The sequence below is a fragment of the Pseudomonas sp. Root562 genome, assembly GCF_001427125.1.
Taxonomy (GTDB): domain Bacteria; phylum Pseudomonadota; class Gammaproteobacteria; order Pseudomonadales; family Pseudomonadaceae; genus Aquipseudomonas.
Genome location: NZ_LMGK01000012.1, coordinates 1 through 22690, shown reverse-complemented (window position 1 = coordinate 22690; position 22690 = coordinate 1). Strand labels below are relative to the sequence as shown.

Annotated in this window: 20 protein-coding genes; 9 read left to right on the top strand and 11 right to left on the bottom strand. The window is 59.0% G+C overall.

Going from position 1 to position 22690, the window contains the following annotated elements:
• Window positions 1-7 precede the first annotated feature (7 nt).
• From ASD60_RS10200 to fdhA, 6 genes are all read left to right on the top strand, one after another.
• On the top strand, window positions 8-1258 hold the full coding sequence (locus ASD60_RS10200; RefSeq protein ID WP_007980419.1) for a sarcosine oxidase subunit beta: 1251 nt from the start codon (window positions 8-10) through the stop codon (window positions 1256-1258).
• Between the two features lie 14 nt (window positions 1259-1272).
• Entirely contained in the window at window positions 1273-1602 is a 330-nt protein-coding gene (locus ASD60_RS10195) for a sarcosine oxidase subunit delta (RefSeq protein WP_047534309.1), read from the top strand.
• Window positions 1599-4616, top strand: a complete 3018-nt coding sequence (locus tag ASD60_RS10190; protein ID WP_056853881.1) for a sarcosine oxidase subunit alpha — start codon at window positions 1599-1601, stop codon at window positions 4614-4616. The genes ASD60_RS10195 and ASD60_RS10190 overlap by 4 nt, the downstream gene beginning before the upstream one ends.
• Window positions 4617-4785: 169 nt before the next feature.
• Window positions 4786-5418 (top strand): sarcosine oxidase subunit gamma, encoded by a 633-nt coding sequence (locus ASD60_RS10185; protein ID WP_056853880.1) that lies wholly within the window; start codon window positions 4786-4788, stop codon window positions 5416-5418.
• 199 nt (window positions 5419-5617) lie between these two features.
• Window positions 5618-6475, top strand: coding sequence for a formyltetrahydrofolate deformylase (gene purU / locus ASD60_RS10180; protein ID WP_056853879.1), 858 nt, complete (start codon window positions 5618-5620; stop codon window positions 6473-6475).
• Between the two features lie 206 nt (window positions 6476-6681).
• Window positions 6682-7881: a formaldehyde dehydrogenase, glutathione-independent gene (fdhA, locus tag ASD60_RS10175; RefSeq protein ID WP_007981376.1), complete on the top strand. Its 1200-nt coding sequence runs from the start codon at window positions 6682-6684 to the stop codon at window positions 7879-7881.
• A 58-nt stretch (window positions 7882-7939) separates the two neighbouring features.
• Here fdhA and ASD60_RS29845 read toward each other — a convergent pair whose 3' ends face one another.
• Entirely contained in the window at window positions 7940-8911 is a 972-nt protein-coding gene (locus tag ASD60_RS29845; protein WP_442965992.1) for an RHS repeat-associated core domain-containing protein, read from the bottom strand.
• 260 nt (window positions 8912-9171) lie between these two features.
• On the opposite strand from ASD60_RS29845, the gene ASD60_RS10160 reads away from it, so the two are divergent.
• Entirely contained in the window at window positions 9172-9726 is a 555-nt protein-coding gene (locus tag ASD60_RS10160; protein ID WP_056853876.1) for a DUF2780 domain-containing protein, read from the top strand.
• Window position 9727: 1 nt separating this feature from the next.
• On the opposite strand, the gene ASD60_RS10155 is transcribed toward ASD60_RS10160, so the two are convergent.
• Window positions 9728-10615 (bottom strand): acyltransferase, encoded by an 888-nt coding sequence (locus ASD60_RS10155; RefSeq protein WP_056853875.1) that lies wholly within the window; start codon window positions 10613-10615, stop codon window positions 9728-9730.
• A 165-nt stretch (window positions 10616-10780) separates the two neighbouring features.
• Here ASD60_RS10155 and rloA2 point away from each other — a divergent pair, with 165 nt between their 5' ends.
• Window positions 10781-11284: a retropepsin-like aspartic peptidase RloA2 gene (rloA2, locus tag ASD60_RS10150; RefSeq protein WP_056854370.1), complete on the top strand. Its 504-nt coding sequence runs from the start codon at window positions 10781-10783 to the stop codon at window positions 11282-11284.
• 222 nt (window positions 11285-11506) lie between these two features.
• Here rloA2 and ASD60_RS28145 read toward each other — a convergent pair whose 3' ends face one another.
• The 9 genes from ASD60_RS28145 to ASD60_RS10105 form a co-directional block, all read right to left on the bottom strand.
• Window positions 11507-12520, bottom strand: a complete 1014-nt coding sequence (locus ASD60_RS28145) for an RHS repeat-associated core domain-containing protein (protein ID WP_082557556.1) — start codon at window positions 12518-12520, stop codon at window positions 11507-11509.
• A gap of 100 nt (window positions 12521-12620) precedes the next feature.
• Window positions 12621-13250 carry a glutathione S-transferase gene (locus tag ASD60_RS10140; RefSeq protein ID WP_056854369.1) on the bottom strand — a complete coding sequence of 210 codons (630 nt, stop codon included), beginning with the start codon at window positions 13248-13250 and terminating at the stop codon, window positions 12621-12623.
• 145 nt (window positions 13251-13395) lie between these two features.
• Window positions 13396-13575, bottom strand: coding sequence for a hypothetical protein (locus ASD60_RS10135; protein ID WP_056853874.1), 180 nt, complete (start codon window positions 13573-13575; stop codon window positions 13396-13398).
• A complete protein-coding gene (locus tag ASD60_RS10130) occupies window positions 13572-14702 on the bottom strand; it encodes a PepSY-associated TM helix domain-containing protein (RefSeq protein ID WP_056854368.1) in 1131 nt (376 codons plus the stop codon). Before ASD60_RS10130 ends, ASD60_RS10135 begins: the two co-directional genes overlap by 4 nt.
• 72 nt (window positions 14703-14774) lie before the next feature.
• The gene (locus ASD60_RS10125; protein WP_056853873.1) at window positions 14775-17207 is read right to left on the bottom strand and encodes a TonB-dependent siderophore receptor; all 2433 of its coding nucleotides are present in this window, start codon (window positions 17205-17207) and stop codon (window positions 14775-14777) included.
• 233 nt (window positions 17208-17440) lie between these two features.
• A complete protein-coding gene (locus ASD60_RS10120; protein ID WP_056853872.1) occupies window positions 17441-18415 on the bottom strand; it encodes a FecR domain-containing protein in 975 nt (324 codons plus the stop codon).
• Entirely contained in the window at window positions 18412-18930 is a 519-nt protein-coding gene (locus ASD60_RS10115; protein WP_056853871.1) for an RNA polymerase sigma factor, read from the bottom strand. Before ASD60_RS10115 ends, ASD60_RS10120 begins: the two co-directional genes overlap by 4 nt.
• Before the next feature lie 244 nt (window positions 18931-19174).
• A complete protein-coding gene (locus ASD60_RS10110) occupies window positions 19175-19882 on the bottom strand; it encodes a 3'-5' exonuclease (RefSeq protein ID WP_056853870.1) in 708 nt (235 codons plus the stop codon).
• A 10-nt stretch (window positions 19883-19892) separates the two neighbouring features.
• Window positions 19893-21833 (bottom strand): putative nucleotidyltransferase substrate binding domain-containing protein, encoded by a 1941-nt coding sequence (locus tag ASD60_RS10105; protein ID WP_177336568.1) that lies wholly within the window; start codon window positions 21831-21833, stop codon window positions 19893-19895.
• 254 nt (window positions 21834-22087) lie between these two features.
• Between ASD60_RS10105 and ASD60_RS10100 the strand changes: the two genes are divergently transcribed.
• Complete coding sequence (locus tag ASD60_RS10100; protein WP_056853869.1) at window positions 22088-22534, top strand: response regulator; 447 nt, start codon at window positions 22088-22090, stop codon at window positions 22532-22534.
• Window positions 22535-22690 lie beyond the last annotated feature (156 nt).

The window sequence follows — 22690 nt, the reverse complement described above, 5'->3', positions numbered from 1 at the left end:
AATGACTATGCAACGCTATTCGGGCTTCGGCCTCTTCAAACACTCCCTCAGCCACCACGAAAACTGGCAGCGCATGTGGCGCACGCCGACCCCGAAAAAGGTCTACGACGTGGTTATCGTCGGCGGTGGCGGGCACGGTCTGGCGACCGCCTACTACCTGGCCAAGGAACACGGCATCACTAACGTGGCCGTGGTCGAGAAGGGCTGGCTGGGCGGCGGTAACACCGCGCGCAACACCACCATCGTTCGCTCCAACTACCTGTGGGACGAGTCGGCGCACCTGTACGAGCATGCGATGAAACTGTGGGAAGGCCTGTCTCAGGACCTCAACTACAACGTGATGTTCTCCCAGCGCGGCGTGTACAACCTTTGCCACACCCTGCAGGACATTCGTGATTCCGAGCGTCGAGTCAGCGCCAACCGCCTCAACGGCGTGGACGGCGAACTGCTCGATGCCAAGCAAGTGGCCGACGAGATTCCGTACCTCGACTGCTCGAAAAACACTCGCTACCCGGTGATGGGCGCAACCGTCCAGCGTCGCGGCGGTGTCGCCCGTCACGATGCCGTGGCCTGGGGCTTTGCCCGTGCCGCCGATGCCTTGGGCGTGGACCTGATCCAGCAGACCGAAGTGATCGGTTTCCGCAAGGAGAACGGCGTGTGCATCGGTGTTGAAACCAACAAGGGCTTCATCGGCGCCAAACGCGTCGGCGTGGTCACTGCCGGTAACTCCGGACACATGGCCAAGCTCGCCGGTTTCCGTCTGCCGATCGAATCGCACCCGCTGCAGGCGCTGGTGTCCGAGCCGATCAAGCCGATTATCGACAGCGTGATCATGTCCAACGCCGTACACGGTTACATCAGCCAGTCCGACAAGGGCGACCTGGTGATCGGCGCCGGTATCGACGGCTACAACGGCTACGGCCAGCGTGGTTCGTATCCGGTGATCGAGCACACCATCCAGGCCATCGTCGAGATGTTCCCGGTGCTGTCGCGAGTGCGCATGAACCGTCAGTGGGGCGGCATCGTCGACACCACCCCTGACGCTTGCCCGATCATCTCGAAAACCCCGGTACCGAACATGTTCTTCAACTGCGGTTGGGGCACCGGTGGCTTCAAGGCAACACCTGGCTCGGGCAACGTGTTTGCCGCGAGCCTGGCCAAGGGTGAAATGCACCCATTGGCCGCACCTTTCTCCATCGACCGTTTCCACAACGGTGCGTTGATCGATGAACACGGCGCTGCTGCGGTTGCCCACTAACAGGAGAAATCCCCATGTTGCATATCTTCTGTCCTCACTGCGGCGAACTGCGCTCCGAAGAGGAATTTCACGCATCCGGCCAGGCGCACATCCCGCGTCCACTGGATCCAAACAGCTGCACCGACGAGGAGTGGGGCGACTATATGTTCTTTCGCGACAACCCTCGCGGTCTGCACCATGAACTGTGGATTCACGCCGCCGGTTGCCGTCAGTACTTCAACGCCACCCGCGACACCGTGACCTACGAGATTCTCGAAACCTACAAGATCGGCACCAAGCCACAATTCACCGACAAGACCGATAGCCCGAAAGCGGCCAGCACGGCTCTGGGAGAGAAGGTATGAGCCAGATCAATCGCCTGTCCAACGGCGGACGGATCGACCGCAACAAAGTGTTGAGCTTCACCTTCAACGGCCAGAGCTACAAGGGCTTCGAAGGCGATTCGCTGGCCGCTGCACTGCTGGCCAACGGCGTCGACATCATCGGTCGCAGCTTCAAGTATTCCCGTCCGCGCGGCATCTTCGCCGCCGGTGCCGAAGAGCCGAACGCGGTTTTGCAGATCGGCGCCACCGAAGCCACACAGATTCCCAACGTACGCGCCACGCAGCAAGCGCTGTATCAAGGTTTGGTCGCCACCAGCACCAACGGCTGGCCAAGCGTGAACAACGACATGATGGGGATTCTCGGCAAGGTCGGCGGCAAGCTGATGCCACCGGGTTTCTACTACAAAACCTTCATGTACCCGCAATCGTTCTGGATGACTTACGAGAAATACATTCGTAAGGCCGCCGGTCTTGGTCGCTCGCCGACCGAGAACGATCCGGACACCTACGACTACATGAACCAGCACTGTGACGTGCTGATCGTCGGCGCCGGCCCTGCTGGTTTGGCGGCTGCCTTGGCCGCTGCGCGCAGCGGTGCCCGGGTGATCCTGGCGGACGAACAGGAAGAGTTCGGTGGCAGCCTGCTCGACTCCCGCGAAAGCCTCGACGGCAAACCTGCCGTGGAATGGGTCGCCAGCGTTATCGCCGAGCTGAAGAACACCCCGGACGTGCTGCTGTTGCCGCGCGCCACGGTCAACGGTTACCACGATCACAACTTCCTGACCATTCACGAGCGCCTCACCGATCACCTCGGCGACCGCGCACCGATTGGCCAGGTGCGTCAGCGCATCCACCGTGTTCGCGCCAAGCGCGTCGTACTCGCGACCGGCGCTCATGAGCGTCCACTGGTCTACGGCAACAACGACGTGCCGGGCAACATGCTGGCTGGCGCTGTCTCGACTTACGTGCGTCGCTATGGCGTGGCGCCGGGCAAGAAACTGGTGCTGTCGACCAACAACGATCACGCCTACCGCGTGGCACTGGACTGGCTCGACGCCAGCCTGCAAGTGGTCGCCATCGCTGACGCCCGCAGCAATCCGCGTGGTGCGTTGGTTGAAGAAGCGCGCGCCAAAGGTATCCGTATCCTCACTGGCAGCGCCGTGATCGAAGCTCGTGGCACCAAGCGTGTGACCGCAGCCCGTGTGGCCGCGATCGATGTGAAGGGACATAAAGTCACCAGCCCTGGCGAATGGCTCGACTGTGACATCGTCGCCAGCTCCGGCGGCTACAGCCCGGTGGTGCACCTGGCATCGCACCTGGGCGGCAAGCCGATCTGGCGTGAAGACATCCTCGGTTTCGTACCGGGCGAAGCTCCGCAAAAACGTGTATGTGTCGGCGGTATCAATGGCGTCTATGGCCTTGGTGATTCCCTGGCCGATGGTTTTGAAGGTGGCGTGCGCGCGGCCAGCGAAGCCGGTTTCGGTCCGGTCGAAGCGACCTTGCCCAAAGCCCTGGCGCGTCTCGAAGAACCGACCCTGGCGCTGTTCCAGGTGCCGCACGAAAAGAACACCGCGCGGGCTCCGAAGCAATTCGTCGACCTGCAAAACGACGTCACCGCCGCCGCTATCGAACTGGCGACCCGCGAAGGCTTTGAGTCGGTCGAGCACGTCAAGCGTTATACCGCACTGGGCTTCGGCACCGATCAGGGCAAGCTTGGCAACGTCAATGGCCTGGCCATCGCCGCCCGCTCGCTGAACGTGACCATCCCGCAGATGGGCACCACCATGTTCCGTCCGAACTACACGCCGGTAACGTTCGGCGCCGTGGCCGGCCGTCACTGTGGGCACATCTTCGAGCCGGTGCGTTTCACTGCACTGCATCACTGGCACCTGAAAAACGGTGCCGAGTTCGAAGACGTCGGTCAGTGGAAACGCCCTTGGTACTTCCCGAAATCCGGCGAAGACATGCACGCCGCAGTCAAACGTGAATGCAAAGCCGTGCGCGACAGCGTTGGCCTGCTGGACGCTTCGACCCTGGGCAAAATCGACATTCAAGGCCCGGATGCACGTGAGTTCCTCAACCGCATCTACACCAACGCCTGGACCAAGCTCGACGTGGGCAAGGCTCGCTACGGCCTGATGTGCAAAGAAGACGGCATGGTGTTCGATGATGGCGTGACGGCATGCCTGGCCGACAACCATTTCGTGATGACCACCACCACCGGCGGCGCTGCACGCGTGCTGCAATGGCTGGAAATCTACCAGCAGACCGAATGGCCGGACCTGAAGGTGTACTTCACTTCCGTGACCGATCACTGGGCGACCATGACGTTGTCCGGGCCGAACAGTCGCAAGCTGCTCAGCGAAGTCACTGACATCGATTTGAGCAACGAAGCGTTCCCGTTCATGACCTGGAAAGAAGGTCTGGTCGGTGGCGTGCCGGCGCGGGTGTTCCGGATCTCGTTTACCGGTGAGCTGTCGTACGAAGTCAACGTGCAAGCCGACTATGCGATGGGTGTACTGGAAAAAATCGTCGACGCCGGCAAGAAGTACAACCTGACGCCGTACGGCACCGAAACCATGCACGTGCTGCGGGCCGAGAAGGGCTTCATCATCGTCGGTCAGGACACCGACGGCTCGATGACGCCGGACGACTTGAACATGGGCTGGTGTGTCGGTCGCACCAAACCGTTCTCGTGGATCGGCTGGCGCGGGATGAATCGTGAAGACTGTGTGCGTGATCAGCGCAAACAACTGGTTGGCCTCAAGCCGATCGATCCGAACAAATGGCTGCCGGAAGGTGCGCAACTGGTGTTCAACACCAAGCAGGCGATCCCGATGACCATGGTCGGCCACGTGACCTCCAGCTACGCGCACAACTCCCTGGGCTATTCGTTTGCCATGGGCGTGGTCAAGGGCGGCCTGAACCGTATGGGCGAGCGCGTGTTTGCGCCGCTGGCGGATGGCAGCGTGATCGAGGCGGAAATCGTTTCTTCGGTGTTCTTCGATCCGAAAGGCGAACGCCAGAACGTGTAACACCACAGTCGATCGTTCCCACGCTCTGCGTGGGAATGCATCCCGGGACGCTCCGCGTCCCTGAAAAGAGGCGCTCCGCGTCCAAAGAGCGGACGCAGAGCGTCCATGGCGGCATTCCCACGCAGAGCGTGGGAACGATCAACATGCAAGAATTCAGGAAAGGTGCTTTATGACCGCAGCCAATGTTTACCAACAACGCCCAACCACCGGGGCCAAGGCCGAGTCGTCGCTGCATCACGCCGACCTCGCCAGCCTGGTGGGCAAAGGTCGCAAGAATGCCGGCGTGACCGTGCGTGAGAAAAAACTTCTCGGCCACCTGACTATCCGTGGCGATGGCCACGATGCCGCGTTCGCCGCTGGCGTGCACAAAGCGCTGGGCATCGAATTGCCGGGCGCGCTGACCGTCATCGTCAAGGGCGAAACCAGCCTGCAATGGATGGGGCCGGATGAGTGGCTGCTGATCGTGCCGACCGGCGAAGAGTTCGCCGCCGAGCAAAAACTGCGCGAAGCGCTGGGCGACCTGCACATCCAGATCGTCAACGTCAGCGGTGGCCAGCAGATCCTCGAACTGAGCGGCCCGAACGTGCGCCAGGTTCTGATGAAATCCACCAGCTACGACGTGCACCCGAACAACTTCCCGGTGGGCAAGGCTGTCGGCACGGTGTTCGCCAAGTCGCAACTGGTGATCCGCCATACCGGTGAAGACACCTGGGAACTGCTGATCCGTCGCAGCTTCTCGGATTACTGGTGGTTGTGGTTGCAGGATGCTTGCGCCGAGTATGGCCTGAGCGTTCAGGCCTGACGCGGTGCTCACGACTGCTTTTGTGGCGAAGGAGCTTGCTCCCGCTCGGCTGCGAAGCAGTCGTGAATCCTGAGCCCGCGTTCCTGCTGAAGGATCGCGGTAGCTGGTTTTGGGGTCGCTGCGCGACCCAGCGGGAGCAAGCTCCCTCGCCACAGGGTTCGCTCTGTTTACTGGTTTTTGTAGCAGGAGTCACCGCACTATGAGCCGCGCCCCAGATACATGGATTTTGACCGCCGACTGCCCCAGCGTGCTCGGCACCGTGGACGCGGTGACTCGCTTTCTGTTTGAGCAGGGCTGTTACGTCACCGAACACCATTCCTTCGATGATCGGCTCTCGGGCCGTTTCTTCATTCGCGTGGAATTCCGTCAGCCGGACGGCTTCGACGAACAGTCGTTCCGCGCCGGTTTGCAGGAGCGCGGTGAATCCTTTGGCATGACCTTTGAACTGACGCCGCCGCATTACCGGCCGAAAGTGGTGATCATGGTTTCCAAGGCCGATCACTGCCTCAACGATTTGCTCTACCGCCAGCGCATCGGCCAATTGTCGATGGACGTCGCCGCCGTGATCTCCAACCACCCGGACCTGAAACCGTTGGCCGACTGGCACCAGATTCCCTACTACCACTTCCCGCTCGATCCGAACGACAAACCGTCGCAAGAACGTCAGGTGTGGCAGGTGATCGAAGAGTCCGGTGCGGAACTGGTGATTCTTGCGCGCTACATGCAAGTGTTGTCGCCGGAGCTGTGCCGCAAACTCGACGGCAAGGCGATCAACATTCACCACTCCCTGCTCCCGGGTTTCAAGGGCGCCAAGCCCTATCACCAGGCTTACAACAAAGGCGTGAAACTGGTCGGCGCCACGGCGCATTACATCAACAACGACCTGGACGAAGGACCGATCATTGCCCAGGGCGTGGAGGTGGTGGATCACAGTCATTACCCCGAAGACTTGATCGCCAAAGGGCGCGATATCGAAGGCCTGACCTTGGCGCGGGCCGTGGGTTATCACATTGAACGGCGGGTGTTTTTGAACGCGAACAGAACGGTCGTTCTTTAGATCGCTATCGCTGGCAAGCCAGCTCCCACAGGGTTTTGTGTCGCTCACAAATCTTGTGGCCGCCCCGGTCCACTGTGGCAGCTGGCTTGCCAGCGATGAGGCCATAACAGACAACACAAGACACACAGGCAACAACCCGAGCAATCAACGCGCCGCCGATCCTAGGCGACGCGACCGCTACATAAAAACAACAGCGAGGTGAAAGCATGTCTGGCAATCGTGGTGTGGTGTATCTCGGCGCTGGCAAGGTCGAAGTACAGAAAATCGACTATCCGAAAATGCAGGACCCGCGCGGCAGGAAGATTGAACATGCCGTCATCCTGCGCGTGGTTTCCACCAATATCTGTGGTTCCGACCAGCACATGGTGCGCGGCCGTACCACCGCACAAACCGGCCTGGTGCTGGGCCATGAGATCACCGGTGAAGTGATCGAGAAGGGCAGCGACGTCGAGAACCTGCAGATCGGCGACCTGGTTTCGGTACCGTTCAACGTGGCTTGCGGGCGCTGCCGTTCCTGCAAGGAAATGCACACCGGCGTGTGCCTGAGCGTCAATCCGGCACGTCCCGGTGGTGCCTACGGTTACGTCGACATGGGCGACTGGACCGGTGGCCAGGCTGAATACGCCATGGTGCCGTACGCCGACTTCAACCTGCTGAAACTGCCGGACCGCGACCGGGCCATGGAAAAAATCCGTGACCTGACCTGCCTCTCCGACATCCTGCCAACCGGTTACCACGGCGCAGTGACTGCTGGCGTTGGCCCGGGCAGCACCGTGTACATCGCTGGCGCAGGCCCGGTCGGCCTGGCCGCTGCCGCTTCGGCGCGCCTGCTGGGCGCGGCGGTGGTGATCGTCGGTGACGTCAACACCATCCGTCTGGCCCACGCCAAGGCCCAGGGTTTTGAAATCGCCGACCTGTCCCTCGACACCCCGCTGCACGAGCAAATCGCTGCGCTGCTGGGCGAACCGGAAGTGGATTGCGCCATCGACGCCGTCGGCTTCGAAGCCCGCGGCCACGGCCACGACGGCGTGAAACACGAAGCCCCGGCCACCGTACTCAACTCGCTGATGGGCGTGGTACGCGTAGCCGGCAAGATCGGTATTCCTGGCCTCTACGTGACTGAAGATCCAGGTGCCGTCGACGCCGCCGCGAAAATGGGCAGCCTGAGCATCCGCTTCGGCCTCGGCTGGGCCAAATCCCACAGCTTCCACACCGGTCAGACCCCGGTGATGAAGTACAACCGCCAACTGATGCAGGCCATCATGTGGGACCGCATCAACATTGCCGAAGTGGTGGGCGTGCAGGTAATCAGCCTGGATCAGGCACCGCAAGGGTACGGCGAGTTCGATGCGGGCGTGCCGAAGAAGTTTGTGATTGATCCGCATAAGATGTTTAGTGCGGCGTAAAATTTTTGAAGTGTGCGGAGGGCGACGAGATGTCGCCCTTTTTTATTTTATTGTTAGCTCAGTTGTCTCTTTTTGAGGCTCCCTGTTGTTTGGCCGATTCAGATAGTATTTTTTCCAGTTTTTTGTTGAGCTTTTCTTTTTGCTTCGTAAGGGAGTTTATTTCTTTATTTAAGCTTTTCTTTTGTTTTGCGGTTAAAGGGCGAGGGCTGATTTTATCGTTTTTATGTTTGAACCAAAGACCTTGTTCTTGTAAGTTGTTTTTTTGTTTCCATGCGTAGTAGTTTGCTGGCTGATCATACGCTGCCGAAATTTTAAGATCGACGTTTGTGATTCTTTCCCTGTATTGGGAGGCTTTGTCCGGATTTTTAAGTATGTCGAAATCTGACTTTATTCTGTCTGTGATATCGGCATCGGGAGAAGTTGTCCGGTTAGTGGAGGCTATGGGCGCGCTCAAACTGTCCCTTGATGTGGTTAAGCTTTGTGAAGACGTTCCAAGTAGCCTTTGGTCTTCACTTCGACTTGCCGCATTAGTATTTTTCCGGAGAATACTTCTACGAGGCATATGTCCAGTATCATCCCTTTCATTCACTGGATCCCCCAAACAATACCCATACGCATTCAACCCACCCTCCCCAAACGGACTCCAACTGTCCGGGCTGTTAAAACGCATCAACACCTGGTTAAACGCCCGATAACCATTGCCCAGCAAATACCACCCCGTCACCGGATCCGGACGTTCGCCGTTGAAGCCGAGCAGGCTGAGCAAACCGTTCTCTGCCGGGCGATGACCATAGGGGGAGTAGGCGAGAGGATTGAGACGAGCCGCGTCGAGTACGTTCAACACTGAGCGCTGTTCATCGGTGGCAAGCAAATGCGTGAGCCCGCCACTTTGCTGAGCCAGTACTTGATCGTCGTGCTGCATGATCGACCGTTGCAGCGTGCCTTGAATCTCGGTGGTCAGGCGATCTTTCTGGTAGAAGCGTCGAGTCGTGGCTTGTACCGTCGGCGTGCAATCAACCAGTCGATCCAAGGTCGTAGTGGTAGCGGCAGAGCAGCGTCTCGCATTTGGGCAGCATGGGTGGGCTTACTGAATGAAGGTGCGATCCAGGATTTCACTGTGAAGTAACTGTTCAGGGCTGCCTACTAGCGGTTCTGATAGTGCCGTAGGTGTTTGTGACGAGCGGGCAGGAAATGCATGCCAGCCTTCGGAACATGCCCTCGCTTACCCGGTCAAACCGGCAACTTTGCGCTCGTTAACGGGCGTTATTTGTGACACACGAGGATGCCCGGATGAAGATTTTACGCGGTTTAGCATTGGCTTCGCTGTTGACCCTGGTCGCCAGTCCGGTCTTCGCTCAGTTCAGCCTGGGTGATGCGGCCAGTGCGATTGCGGGCATGCAGGACGACAACGCAGCCGTCGAGGCCGCGCCGACGGCTGAAACAGCCGACCTGCTGGGTGCGCTCAGCCAATTGAATGTGACACCGGAGCAAGCCATCGGTGGCGCCGGGGCCATGTTGGGGCTGGCGAAGAATCAGTTGAGTTCAACCGACTATTCGGCGTTGGCCAAAAGTGTCCCGGGCCTTGACCAATTGTCCGGCCTCGGTGAACTGAGTGCTCTCGCCGGTTTACTAGGATCAAGCGGCAAGGCCGCGGGCCTGGACAACGCCCTGGGCAACATCAAGGACACCACCGACCTGAACAACGCCTTCAGCGCGCTGGGCATGGACACCGGCATGATCGGCGTGTTTGCCCCGGTGATCCTGCAGTACTTCGGTCAGCAGGGTGTCGGTGGTTCGCTGTTGCAAAGCCTGGGCGGGATCTGGGGCGCCGGTACCAGCAGTTGATTCAATGGCTTTCGGCGCGCAAGGCGTCGATGCGTTGGTCCTTCTCGGTCCAGAGCTGGTTGACCCAGTTCTGGACCGTTTCACGAAACCGCGGATCGTTTTCGTAATCGCCCTGCCACAGCGTCGGCTCGAGTTCGCGAGTCTTGATGTCGATGATGACCCTGGGCACGTTGCCGCTGATCAAATCCCAGAACCCGGGAATCGTTTGCTGTGGGTAAACCACCGTCACGTCGAGAATCGCATCCAGTTGTTCGCCCATCGCTGCCAGCACAAATGCCACGCCACCGGCCTTGGGTTTAAGCAGGTGGGTGAACGGCGATTGCTGCTGCGCACGTTTTTCGGCGGTAAACCGGGTGCCTTCCAGGTAGTTGACCACCGTCACTGGCTGGCGCTTGAACAGCTCGCAGGCCTGTCGGGTGATTTCCAGATCCTTGCCGGCAAGCTCCGGGTGCTTCGTCAGGAAGGCCTTGGTGTAGCGCTTCATGAAAGGGTAATCCAGCGCCCACCAGGCCAGGCCCAGAAATGGCACCCATATCAGTTCTTTCTTGAGGAAGAATTTGAAGAACGGCGTGCGCCTGTTCAGCGTCTGGATCAGCGCCGGGATATCGACCCAGGATTGATGGTTGCTGATCACCAGATAAGAGGTGTCGCGCCGCAGATCGTCGCCACCACGAATGTCCCATTGAGTGGGAATGCACACGCGAAAGATCAGCTTGTCGATTTCCGACCAGGTCTCGGCGATCCACATCACCGACCAGGAGGCGTAATCGCGCAGGCGACCGGGCAACACCAGTTTGAGCAGGGCAAACACCATCAAAGGCCCGATCAGGACCAAGGTGTTGAGCAATAACAGCAGGGCAACGAAACAGCCGGTGAGCAGGCGGCGCATAGGCAACTCTTGAAAGCGTTTGGGCGCGCCATGATAAGCAGCTTCGGGCGGCAGGCCAAATCGGTGGTGACGAATGTTTCACTATGGAGCCGCTAATCTCGGGGGAACGATCAGGTGAACCACGGTCTAAAATTGCGCTGCTCACTTCTCATGGAAGCCCACTACGTGAAATCTCTCCTTGCCCTGCTTTCCCTCATCGCCCTGCCGGCTTTGGCCGCCGAGCCAACCCTGTACGGGCGCTATGAATACATCGCCTTGCCGGAAATCGGCGGTGAAGTGCTCAAGGCCAAGATGGACACCGGCGCCCTGACAGCGTCGCTGTCGGCGAAAGACATCGAAACCTTCACCCGCGACGGCGAAGACTGGGTGCGGTTCCGCCTCGCCACCAAAGATGCGAGCAACAAAGTCTACGAACACAAAGTCGCACGAATCAGCAAGATCAAGACCCGTTCCGAAGAGGACGAAGACGAAGACGTGGCTGCACCGACCAAGCGGCCGGTGGTTGACCTGGAGTTGTGCCTGGGTAACGTCAAACGCACAGTCGAGGTCAACCTGACTGACCGCAGCAGTTTTAATTATCCGTTGTTGATTGGTGCCAAAGCGTTGCGTGAGTTTGGGGCAGCGGTGAATCCGGCGAGACGGTTTACGGCGGATAAGCCGGATTGTTGATATGAAGAGGGCGCAAGGAAGGCAGAATTGCCAGGGTTTGATTTCGGATGGGATCGAACCTTCGGCGTTGTCGCCATTATCTAAGCCGGCTGGCACATCTCAAAAATAATGCCGCTAATGGATTCGCAGTCTGCCATTCAGATCAGCAGCACCAGTCCAAGTCATCCCACGCTCTTTTTGCAGGAAGTAAATTTCGACCCGCTTCCGCCCCTAAGGGACTTGCTAATCTTGCTTTGGATTTGGATTTGGATTTGGATTTGGATGACGAATGGCGCTCATATTTTTGTTTAATTGGCTGTTGGCGGCTGTTAGTTGATGCTGGGAGGATAGATTTTCTTCGATTTCTGTTAATTGTTTTACGATTGATTTGGCTGAATTTACGGTTTTTACGATCTGCTGTTTCGTATGGTGCTTTTCAAATTCCAAGTGTGACTTTTGTTCTTCGAGAGTAAATGCGTCTGAATACTCGACTTTTTGTTTTTCTTGCTCTTTTTGAATTTCGGTAAGTCTGTCGAGGTTAAATCTTTTTGTTTTATGACTAGGTGGCAGGTCTCCGAGTTTCGACAGGTTTTCATCAATAGCTCTAAGGTTTTTAATTGTTTCAACTTCCTTTTTTTCCAGTTCGTCGATTTTTTTTAGCAATTTGGCTTTCTGCTTTATAAGGTTTTTTGATTTTGTTGCTGCAGCGGGTGCCACTATAGGTCCTTTCCCTTTCAACATATGTCCTGTCGGATCACTAAAGTTGACGGGGTCTCCAACGCAGTAGACATACGCATTCAATCCACCTTTGCCAAACGGACTCCAACTGTCCGGACTGTTAAACCGCATCAACACCGGATTGAACTGCCTGTACCCATTACCCAAATGATAATGCCCGGTCACCGAGTCTGGCCGTTCGCCGTTGAAACCGAGCAGGCTGAGCAAACCGTTTTCCGGCGGGCGATGGCCGTAGGGTGTGTAGGCAATGGCATGAGGTCGGGTTGCATCGAGGGCGTTCAGTACTGAACGTTGCTGATCGGTGGCGAGGAGGGTGGTGTCGATCTTGTCGGCGCGAACCTGGCGTTGAGCCAGCAACTGGTCGTCGTGCTGGAACAGGCTGGTCTGTACGCCGCCGCCCACTTCGGTGGCCAAACGATTGTTGCAGTAAAAGCGCTGGATGTCGGTCTGAGCGCTCAAGCGATCGAGTGGGTCATAGCGGTAGCGACTGAGGACGGTTTCGCGAGTTGTAGTAGGCATTGGCTGAGCTCCAGGCGAGGTCGGTAGCGTCGGCCTTTAGCTTCGGAGTTTTTTCAATCTTTGCCTACTATCAGAACTGCTAGTGTTTCCTCGTCGCAGGCTAAACCTTCGGCATCGTCGCAATCATCGAAGGCCGCTGGCTCACCTCGAAATACCACGCGGCCAATTGCGGATTGGCCGTGCGCCAGTCCAGATCAGGATGGCGCAAGTCCACGTAACCCAAGGCACACGCCACACTGATTGCCGCCACGTCGAAATGGCTGGTCAGCTCGGCAATCGCGTCTTTTTCCAGCAGCGCCAGAGCACGGCGGATTTTGTCGCGTTGGCCGTCGAGGTAGGCGGCCCAGTGTTTTTCAGCGGGGCGCAGGGCGACTTCGTAGCGCACCAGTACGGCGGCATCCATGATCCCGTCGGCCAGCGACGCGAGGGTCAGGCGCCGCCAGCGGGCGGAACCTTCGCGAGGGATCAGCGGGTTGCCGACGTGCTGGTGGTCGAGGTAGTCGAGGATCACCCGGCTGTCGTGGATGACGTTGCCGTCGGCCAAACGCAGGGCGGGGATTTTGCTCAAGGGGTTGTCGTCGATCAGCGCCAGATCCGGGTCGACCGGGGTGAGCACGCAGTTTTGCAGGGCCACTCGATTCTGTTGACCGGTTTCGTGCAGCAGCACCATGACTTTGCGAACGAAGGGCGAAAGCGGATTGTGGTACAGGGTCATGCTCGGGGCGGACATGGCAGCGTCTCGATCGGTGGCGGTGACGGGCAGCATAGCGTGTTGAGCACATAGCTCAAACGTCATGACTCGATCCGGGCGGGAGCCGGCTTGCTCGCGATGGCGATCTTGCGGGCGCCATCGCCGGCAAGCCGTGCTCCAACGTTCAGCGGTGTTGCAGCAAGCCCCGCAGGCCGAGGACGGCAGGAATGCCGAGCCCCAGCCAGCTCAGCGAATCCCAGACGCCATCCCCCAGCAACGCGGCAAACAATCCCGCCGCGCTGAAAAGCGCAATGACCGTGGGCGTGGCAAATACCTTCCAGAAACTCGACTGCCGAGGCCTCATGCCGCGCTCTCCGCTTTTTCCAGCAAAGGGTTGGCAGCCTTGCGCCGGACCACCCACAGGTAAACCCCACTGCCGAGAACAATGATGGTCAGCACATCCAGGGTCGCCCAGAGAATTTGCATCGGCATGCCGCCGTAGTCACCGAAGTGCAACGGCTGCGACATGCCCATGGCGTCCATGTACCACGGACGTTCAGCCACAGCGGTGACTTGCAAAGTGCTGGCGTCGATCAGTACCGGCGTCAGCAAGTGCGAGGTCAAATGCGTGCTGCCCTTCATGAACACGGCGTAATGGTGCTCACTGGAGAACCGTGTGCCGGGAAAGGCGATGAAGTCGGGTTGCATGCCTGGCGCAACTTCCCTGGCGATATCGAGCAATTGAGTGGCCGGTGCCAGGTGCGTCAGCGGTGGCGCGTCGCGGTACGGCGCGACCATCGCACTCAGGCTGTCGTTGCGCCACGCGGCGATCAGCAGGTCGGCACAGGCGCTGATCACGCCGGTTACTCCGACCACCAGTGCCCAGGTCAGCGTCACCACGCCGATCAGGTTATGCAGGTCGAGCCAGCGCAGGCGGGAGGATTTGTCGTGGCGTACGGTGGCGAATTTCAAGCGACGCATGAAGGGCAGGTACAGCACGGTGCCCGAAACGATCGCGACAACGAACAGCAACCCCATGAACGCCAGCAACAATTTGCCCGGCAGGCCGGCAAACATGTCCACGTGCAGGCGCAACATGACCATCATGAAGCCGCCATTGGCCGATGGCATCTCCAGCGCTTCGCCGGTACGGGCATCGAGCATGAAGGTATGGGATGAGTTCGGCTCGGTGCCGGCGGTGGCAGCCATGATCGCGATGGCGGCATTGGGCTCGTCATCCTCGAAACCGAAATATTGCATGACCTCGCCGGGGCGATGCTTCTCGGCCGCCTGTACCAACTGCTGCAAATTCAGGTGGGGGGTGTCCTCCGGCATGACCTGCAACTCTGGGGCATCGCCCAGCAGATGGTCGATCTCGTGATGGAAGATCAAGGGCAGGCCGGTCAATGCCAGCATCAGCAGGAACACGGTGCAAATCAGGCTGGACCAGGTGTGGATAAAGGACCAGCGGCGGATTGTTTTGCTTTTCATTTCTTGGCCTTTGAAAAAACCGAAGCCGCCCATTAAGGACGGCCTGGTCATAGGGCATGTCAGATCAACGCTTTACCACTTGTAGGTGGCACTGGCGACGACGCTGCGCTGGTCGCCGTAGTAGCAGTAGAAACTGTCGCAAGTCGAGATGTAGTCCTTGTCGAACAGGTTGGTCGCGTTCAGCGCCAGCGAGGCGCCTTTCAAGCTGTTGTCCAGACGGCCGAGGTCGTAGTGAACAGCTGCGTCGAACACGGTGTAGGCATCGGCCTTGCCCAGTTCGGTGTTGGCCTGATCGCCGTAGGTGTTGCCGGTGTAGCGAACGCCACCGCCCACGCCGAAACCATCGAGCACGCCGTTGTGCCAGGTGTAATCGGCCCACAGCGAAGCCTGCTGGTTTGGCATCAGTTGCAGGCGATTGCCTTTGAAATCACCTTTTTGCACTTCGGATTTTGCCAGGGTGTACGCGGCGATGACCTTGAGGTTCTCCGTCACATCGGAAACGGCTTCCAGCTCCAGTCCCTTGACCTTTACTTCACCGGTCTGGCTGGTGATCGAAACGTTGTCCGAGTTGGTGGTGGTGACAGACACGTTCTTCTGGGTCAGGTCGTAGATCGCTGCACTGAGTAATGTATCGCTGCCCGGCGGCTGGTACTTGATGCCCAGTTCCCACTGCTCGCCTTCGGTCGGTTTGAACGAATCGGTGGGCGAGGCCGTGGCATTGCTGGTCGGCTGGAACGACTCGGCGTACGACAAGTAAGGAACAAAACCGTTGTCGAACACGTAGCTGATCGCTGCGTTACCGCTGAAGTTGGTGTCGCGCTCAGTATTTGTGGCATCGCCCTTGTTGAAGAACTTGGTGCCGGTGTGAACCCAGTCTTCACGACCGCCCAGTGTCAGGCGCCATTGGTCGAGGGCCATCTGGTCCTGGACATACAGACCGGTCTGATAGGTTTTCTGGTCGTAGTCGTAGAACGCGCTGGAGCGTGGCGGACGGACGATTTCCACGCCACGCACCGGGTTGTTCACGTTGGTCGACGGTGCGCTGCCGAAGATCGAGGTGTAGTTGGTGTTGCTGCGCTGGTGATCGAAACCAATCAACACGGTGTGACTGACATCGCCGGTGGCGAAGTCGGCCTGGAAGTTGTTGTCCACGGCAAACTGGCTGATGTCCTCGTCGACGCTGGTGGTCGAGCGGCCGACGTTGCCTTCATTGTCGACCTGGGTGAACGGGTACGCGCCGACGGTGATGCCCTGGAAGGACAAGTCAGACTTGGTGTAGCGCAGGTTCTGACGGAACTGCCAGACATCGTTGAGGCGATGTTCGAAGGCGTAGCCCAGCGCGTAGTAAGTGCGGTCGTAGTATTCCCAATCCGGGTCGCCCAGGTTCTTGTGGTGGGAAACATCGCCGAACGGCATGTTGATTTTGGTGCCCTGGATCGGCAGGAATTGGCTGGTGATGCCGGTATCGTCCCGGGTGAATTGCGTGAGCAGGGTGAACCGGGTGTCTTCGTCGATGTTCCAGGTCAGGCTTGGCGCAATGTTGTAGCGCTTGTTGTCGACGTGGTCGATCTGGGTTCCGCTGTCGCGCACTACACCGCTCAGACCGTAGAGGAATTGCCCTTCATCGTCGATCTTGCCGGTGCTGGCAAAATTGATCTGGCGATGATTGTCGCTGCCGTATTGCAGCTGGACTTCGCTGCTCGACTCAGCACTGGGACGGCGACTGACCATATCGAGCAGGCCGCCCGGCGGCGTCTGACCATAGATCGACGAGGCTGGGCCGCGCAGCAGGGCAAGGCGGTCGAGGTTCCAGGTTTCCTGTTTCGGGTTGGCATACACGCCTTTTGGCAGCGGCAGGCCATCGAGGAACTGGGTCGGTTCGAAACCGCGCACTCGCAACCAGTCGGCGCGGGTGTCGCTGCCATAGCTGCTGGCGGTGATGCCTGGCATGTAGCGCACGGCGTCGTCGAGACTCTGTACGTTACGGTCGTCCATCTGCTCACGGGTTGCCACGGAAATCGAACGCGGCACCTCGACCAGTGCGGTGTCGGTCTTGGTGCCGGCAGCCGTGCGCTTGGCCAGATAACCCTGCACCGGCCCCCACGCGTTTTCAGGATCAGCTTCGACGCCGATCACGCTGGTGGCCGGCAGCGACATCACACCTTCAGGCACCGCCACCAGTGTGTAGCTGCCGGTGGCGCTCTGTTCCAGTTGCAAACCCGTGCCCCGCAATGCTTCACGCAAAGCGCCGGCAGCATCGAATTGGCCGGTGACCGGAGCCGACGTCTTGCCCGCCGCCAGCGATGGGCTCAGCGACAGGGCGAGGCCCGCCTGGCTGGCGATCTGGTTCAGGGTGTTGGCCAATGGCGCGGCCGGCAGGTTGTAGGCGCGAACGCTGGACGCTTGTTCAGCGGCGACCAGTTGACTGCTGGCCAAAGGGGTGCAAAGGGCGATGGCGACCGCCAGCAAACTGGGGCGCAACAAGGTGTCTAGCGAACGGGACATACGGCGGCTCCTGAAAGGGAATACTTCTCAATTGCCTAGGTGCCGAACGAAAATCAAAAAGTGATAGGGCTGGATGAAAATAATTTCGATTCAACAATCACTGTAAGTCTGACGGCCTCTTCGAGGGCAACCCTCGCTCCTACAGTTTTGTGTTGTTCCCACGTTCAATGAACGACTCGACCTGGTAGGAGTGAGGCTTGCCCGCGAAGGCCGTATGCCAGAAACAGCACCTCTCAGGGTTTGGCATCGGCCTTGGCCGCCACCGTCACCCACCATTGCGTGTGCTGTTCAATCTGCACTGGCAACGTCGGTAACAGCGCGTTCAGGGCCAGGTCCGTGTCATGCAGCGGGAAGCTGCCGGTGATCCGCAGGTCCGCTACTTGCGGCGTCACGCCCAAATACCCGCGGCGATAACGGCCGAGTTCATGCACCAGGTCTTCCAATCGCGCGTTATCCACCACCAGCATGCCGCGGGTCCAGGCATCTGCGCCGAGGTTGAGTGCAGCCACCGATCCCAAGCCATCATTACGAATCAGTACTTGCTGGCCTTCGCGCAAAATCTGTTCGTCAGCGCTCGATTGCGGATGAACGGCCACCGCCGACTGCAAGACGCTCAGGCGCGTGCCTGCTTCTTCGCGCTTGACCAGAAACCGTGTGCCCAATGCGCGCATGCTGCCTTCGCGGGTTTCGACGATAAACGGGCGGGCATCACCATGGCCGGTCTCAACGAGGATTTCCCCTTCCTGGAGTACCACCCGGCGCTGCTTCTCATCGAAGCGCACGTCCACGGCACTGTGGGTGTTGAGGTTGATCAGCGTGCCGTCGGCCAGGCGAAGGGTGCGCTGTTCACCGGTCGCGGTGCGTTGGTCGGCCAACCAGTAACCGACCGGCAGATACCGCTCACCGGCAAACAATGCCAGACCGATCACCGCTACGACGCTGGCCAGACCGCTGCCGAGCTTGCGTACCCGTCGGCGAATACCTTCGCGTGATTGCAGCAAGGCAGTGCGGGCCGGGCCGCTGGCGACGCTGAAGCGTTGGTCGAGCATGCCCAATTGGCGCCATGCACGCGCATGTTCTTCGTGGGCGGCGTGCCATTTGCTGAACGCTTCGCGCTCCACCGGATTACCGGAATCCAGCGACAGCTGCCAGGCAATGGCGGCATCGAGCACCTGCGCCGACACTGGCTTGGAACTGAGCGGGTTCATGTCGGCTCACCGTACAGCGCGATGTAGCACTGACGCAGGCCCTGGGTCAGGTACTGGCGCACACGCGGTACCGACACGCCGAGGCGTTCGGCGATTTGCGCGTGGCTCAAGCCATCGAGACGATTGTAGAGAAACGCCGCCCGAGCCTTGCTCGACAGCTTGCCGAGCAGGCGATCGATGTTTTTCAGGTCTTCAAGGATCATTTGCTGTTCTTCCACCGACGGTTGCTCGGCTTCGGGGATCAGCATCAGTTCGGTGAGGTAGGCCTGTTCCAGCGCGGCGCGGCGGAAATAGTCGAACAGCAGGCCCTTGGCAATCGCCACCAGAAACGCCCGCGGTTCGCGCGGCTCTTTGAGTTCCTCACGGCCGAGCAAACGCACGAAGGTGTCCTGACTCAGGTCTTCGGCTCGTTGCGGGCAAGCGACGTTGCGACGAAGCCAGGCCAATAGCCAACCGCGATGGTCGCGATATAACGCACCGACGAGCTCACTTTGAGGGCTTGGGACTGACGACACGCCGCATCACCGTTTGGGAAGTGTTAACTAACGAGAATTGTTCGCGATTGTGGCAGAGGCGAGGAGGGTGCGCAATTGGCGCTGGTCGGGTGGGATAAATGCTTGTTCGCTGTAAGACCGCGGCTTCGTTCATCGCGGGCAAGCCTCGGTCCTATAGAGATGGTGTCGTTCGTCAACGTCCTGAACGAAACATCTCTGTAGGACCGAGGCTTGCCCGCGAAGGCGCCAGAGCAGACAAAAAAATCTAGAACGACGGGGTTTGCTGCCGTCGTTTCCACTGATTCAACCGCTGCTGCAAATTCAACGGACTGTGAATCTGTTGCTGTCGTGCACGGCTGAACAGGATCAACGCCAGTTCCGCCGTGGCCAGCGCATCGGCGCTGGCGTTGTGACGTTCGAACACTTCGAGTTTGAACCAGTCGATCCACTCGTCCAGCCCGGCCTCGCGAATGTGCGCCTGCGGGCAGACCAGCGGGGCGATATCCGCAACATCCATAAACAGGTGCTGCAACTTGTAACCCAGATGTTCTTTCAGTGCGCGGCCGAGCATGTGCTGGTCGAATGGCGCGTGGAAAGCCAGCACCGGACTGTCGCCGACAAACTCCATGAAATCGAGCAGTGCGTGGGCCGGATCGCTGCCGGCAGCAATCGCGCTGGGGCCGATCCCATGAATCAGCACGCTGGGGCCGAGTTTGACTTCGGCGCATTGCAGGGTGCGCTCGAACTGCTGGCTGAAGTCGATCGCGCCGTCTTCGATCACCACCGCACCGATGGACAGCACGCGGTCCTTGTTCAGGTTTAGTCCGGTGGTTTCCAGGTCGAGCACCACCCAGCGTTGTTCACGCAGGCTGCACTCGCTCAATTCTTTCACCGCCGGCAAACGTTGCAGGCGTTGTTGCAGTTCTCCGGACAGGCTCGGGCCGCCCGGGCGCAACCATGAAAACAGACTCATCGCTGATCGCTCATAATTGGTACCGCAAGGCCAGACTGCTTTGCAGGCGTTGCGCCTGACGCAAGGACTCACGCAGGATCCGCCGGTCCAGATGATTCAGACTGTCCGGATCGACGCGGTTGGAGTAAGGCAGGTTCTCCCGGGTCTGTAGCTGATGTTGCTGCATGCGGGTTTGCTGAATGAAGTGATAGGCCTCTTCGTACGCCGCGCCGTCCAGGGGCTCGATGATCTGTTTGTCCACCAGTTGGCGAAATCGCTCCAGGGTGTTGTTGGTTTCGATGCCATGGGCCAGGGCGAGCAGTCGCGCCCCGTCGACGAAGGGCGTCAGGCCCTGAATCTTCAAGTCCAGTGTGGCTTTCTCGCCATTCTTTCGGGCTAGTACAAACTCGCGGAAACGCCCAACAGGCGGGCGATTGCGCAACGCGTTTTCGGCCAGCATGCGCTGGAACAAGCGGTTGTCGGCGACCTGGTCGAGAATCCCGCGGCGCAACTGCTCACAACCTTGCTCGTTGCCCCAGACCACACGCAGATCGAAATAGATACTCGAACCCAGCAGGTTTTCCGGCGTGGCCTCGCGGATGAACGCGGCGAAGCGACGCGCCCACTCGACACGGGACAAGCAAAGCTCGGGGTTACCGGCCATGATGTTGCCCTTGCACAGGGTGAAGCCGCACAACGCCAGGCTTTGGTTGATCTGATGGGCGATGGGCAGCAACTTGCCGCGGATTTCGGCAGCATGGGCTGCGTCGCGGGCTTCGAACAGAATGCCGTTGTCCTGATCGGTGTGCAGCGTTTGCTCGCGACGGCCTTCGCTGCCGAAACACAACCAACTGAACGCGACGCCCGGATCACCTTTCTCGGCGAGGGTCAGTTCAATCACCCGGCACACGGTGTGATCGTTGAGCAGGGTGATGATGTGGGTGATCTGGGTCGAGGACGCACCGTGGGCCAGCATGCGCTCGACCAATTGGCCGATCTCGCCGCGCATGGCCACCAGATTTTCCACCCGCGGAGCGTTGCGGATGGTCCGCGCCAGGTGCACCAGGTCGACCCGCTGCAGTGAAAACAGATCGCGCTCGGACACCACGCCACACAGGCGTTGGTCCTTGACCAGGCAGACATGGGCGATATGCCGCTCGGTCATGGCGATCGCGGCGTCGAACGCGCTGTGGTCCGGTGTGAGGTAAAACGGCGAGGGTGTCATGTGGCGTTCGATGGCTTCGGCAAAATCACCGGCAGCATTGGCCACCACGTGCCGCAGGTCGCGCAGGGTGAAAATCCCTAGCGGCGCTTGCTGTTCATCAACCACCACAATGCTGCCCACCTGCTGCTCGTGCATCAGGGTCACGGCCTCGCGCAGGGGCGTCGCCGGACTGCACATGACCGGATGGCGCATGGCCAATTCACCCAAACGGGTATTGAGCGAATACTGCGTGCCAAGGGTTTCCACGGCTTTCTGCTGGACCTGCTGATTGACCTGATCCAGCAGGCTGCTCACGCCGCGTAGGGCAAAGTCACGGAATGTGCCGGAAATGGCGAAGAGCTTGATAAATGCGAGTTTGTTTAGCTGTAGGCAAAAGGTGTCTTCGGCTGCCAGATGTTCAGTGCGCGTCGCACGCTCTCCCAGCAATGCCGCCAGGGGAAAACACTCGCCGGTGGTGATCTCGAAAGTGGTTTCGGTACCGCCCTTGGCCGAATGGGGGCGCTCGCCTACGACCCGGCCCTGTTTGACGATATAGAAATGTTCAACCGGGCCCTCGGCAGGCTTGATGATGCTTTCGCCGGGGGCATAAAAACGCAGCTGACATTGTTCAACCAGGTACGCCAGGTGGGCGTGTTCCATCTGGTTGAAAGGCGGGAATCGCTGAAGAAATTGCAGAGTGCCCTGGATGTTCTGCAACACCGCGGTTTTCCCTGCCTGTGTGAAGGCGTCCGCTTTACTCATAACCATTACCGCAGTCTTTTTTGGAGTTGTTGTTGTCGGATGACTCACCCATGGTCGACCCCTGCGAGCGGGGTGCCCATTGGACGTAAGTCTAGGTAGGACGTAAACGTGAGGCTGCGTCTGAAAAACCCTACCTAAATGTGAGAAAAACCTTACCTAACCCCTATTGGAAAATATTCCGACGAAGTGCACATTGAAGGTCTGCTTAGCGATGTCTCACCACTGTGCTAGGGAAATGAATTGAACATGTAGAGAACGCCATGTCCGACCACGATATTTTGAGTGACGCCGAGCGTGAAGCGCTGAGTGCAGTCATGCAGGAACCTGACTTGCCGCCGCAACGGGTGTTGATCGTCGATGACGATAAAGATGCCCGGGAGCTGCTGTCAGAGATCCTCGGGTTGGACGGGATTCGTTGCCTGACCGCGGCGAGCGGCGAAACAGCATTGAAAATGCTGGAAGAGAAACCCGCGATTGGTTTGATCATCACCGATTTGCGGATGGGCAATGTCGATGGCCTCGATCTGATCCGCCAGGTCCGTGAATCGGTACGGGCGGCGATGCCGATCATCATTGTGTCCGGTGATGCCGACGTGAAAGACGCCATCGCCGCCATGCATTTGAGCGTGGTGGATTTTTTGCTCAAGCCCATCGATACCGGCAAATTGCTGGGGCTGGTCAAGCATGAGTTGGGGATGGAGCCCTGACCGATGATGGGTTTGGCTTGTTCGATCGTCTTCGCGGGCAAGCCGCGCTTCGTGCAAGACCTGTAGATACTCTGTTCACGGTCAAGCTTTCGCGAGATGTTTTTCGCTAAAAAGCTTGGCCGTATTAAATTCTTCTCCGGAACGCATGCACGCCCA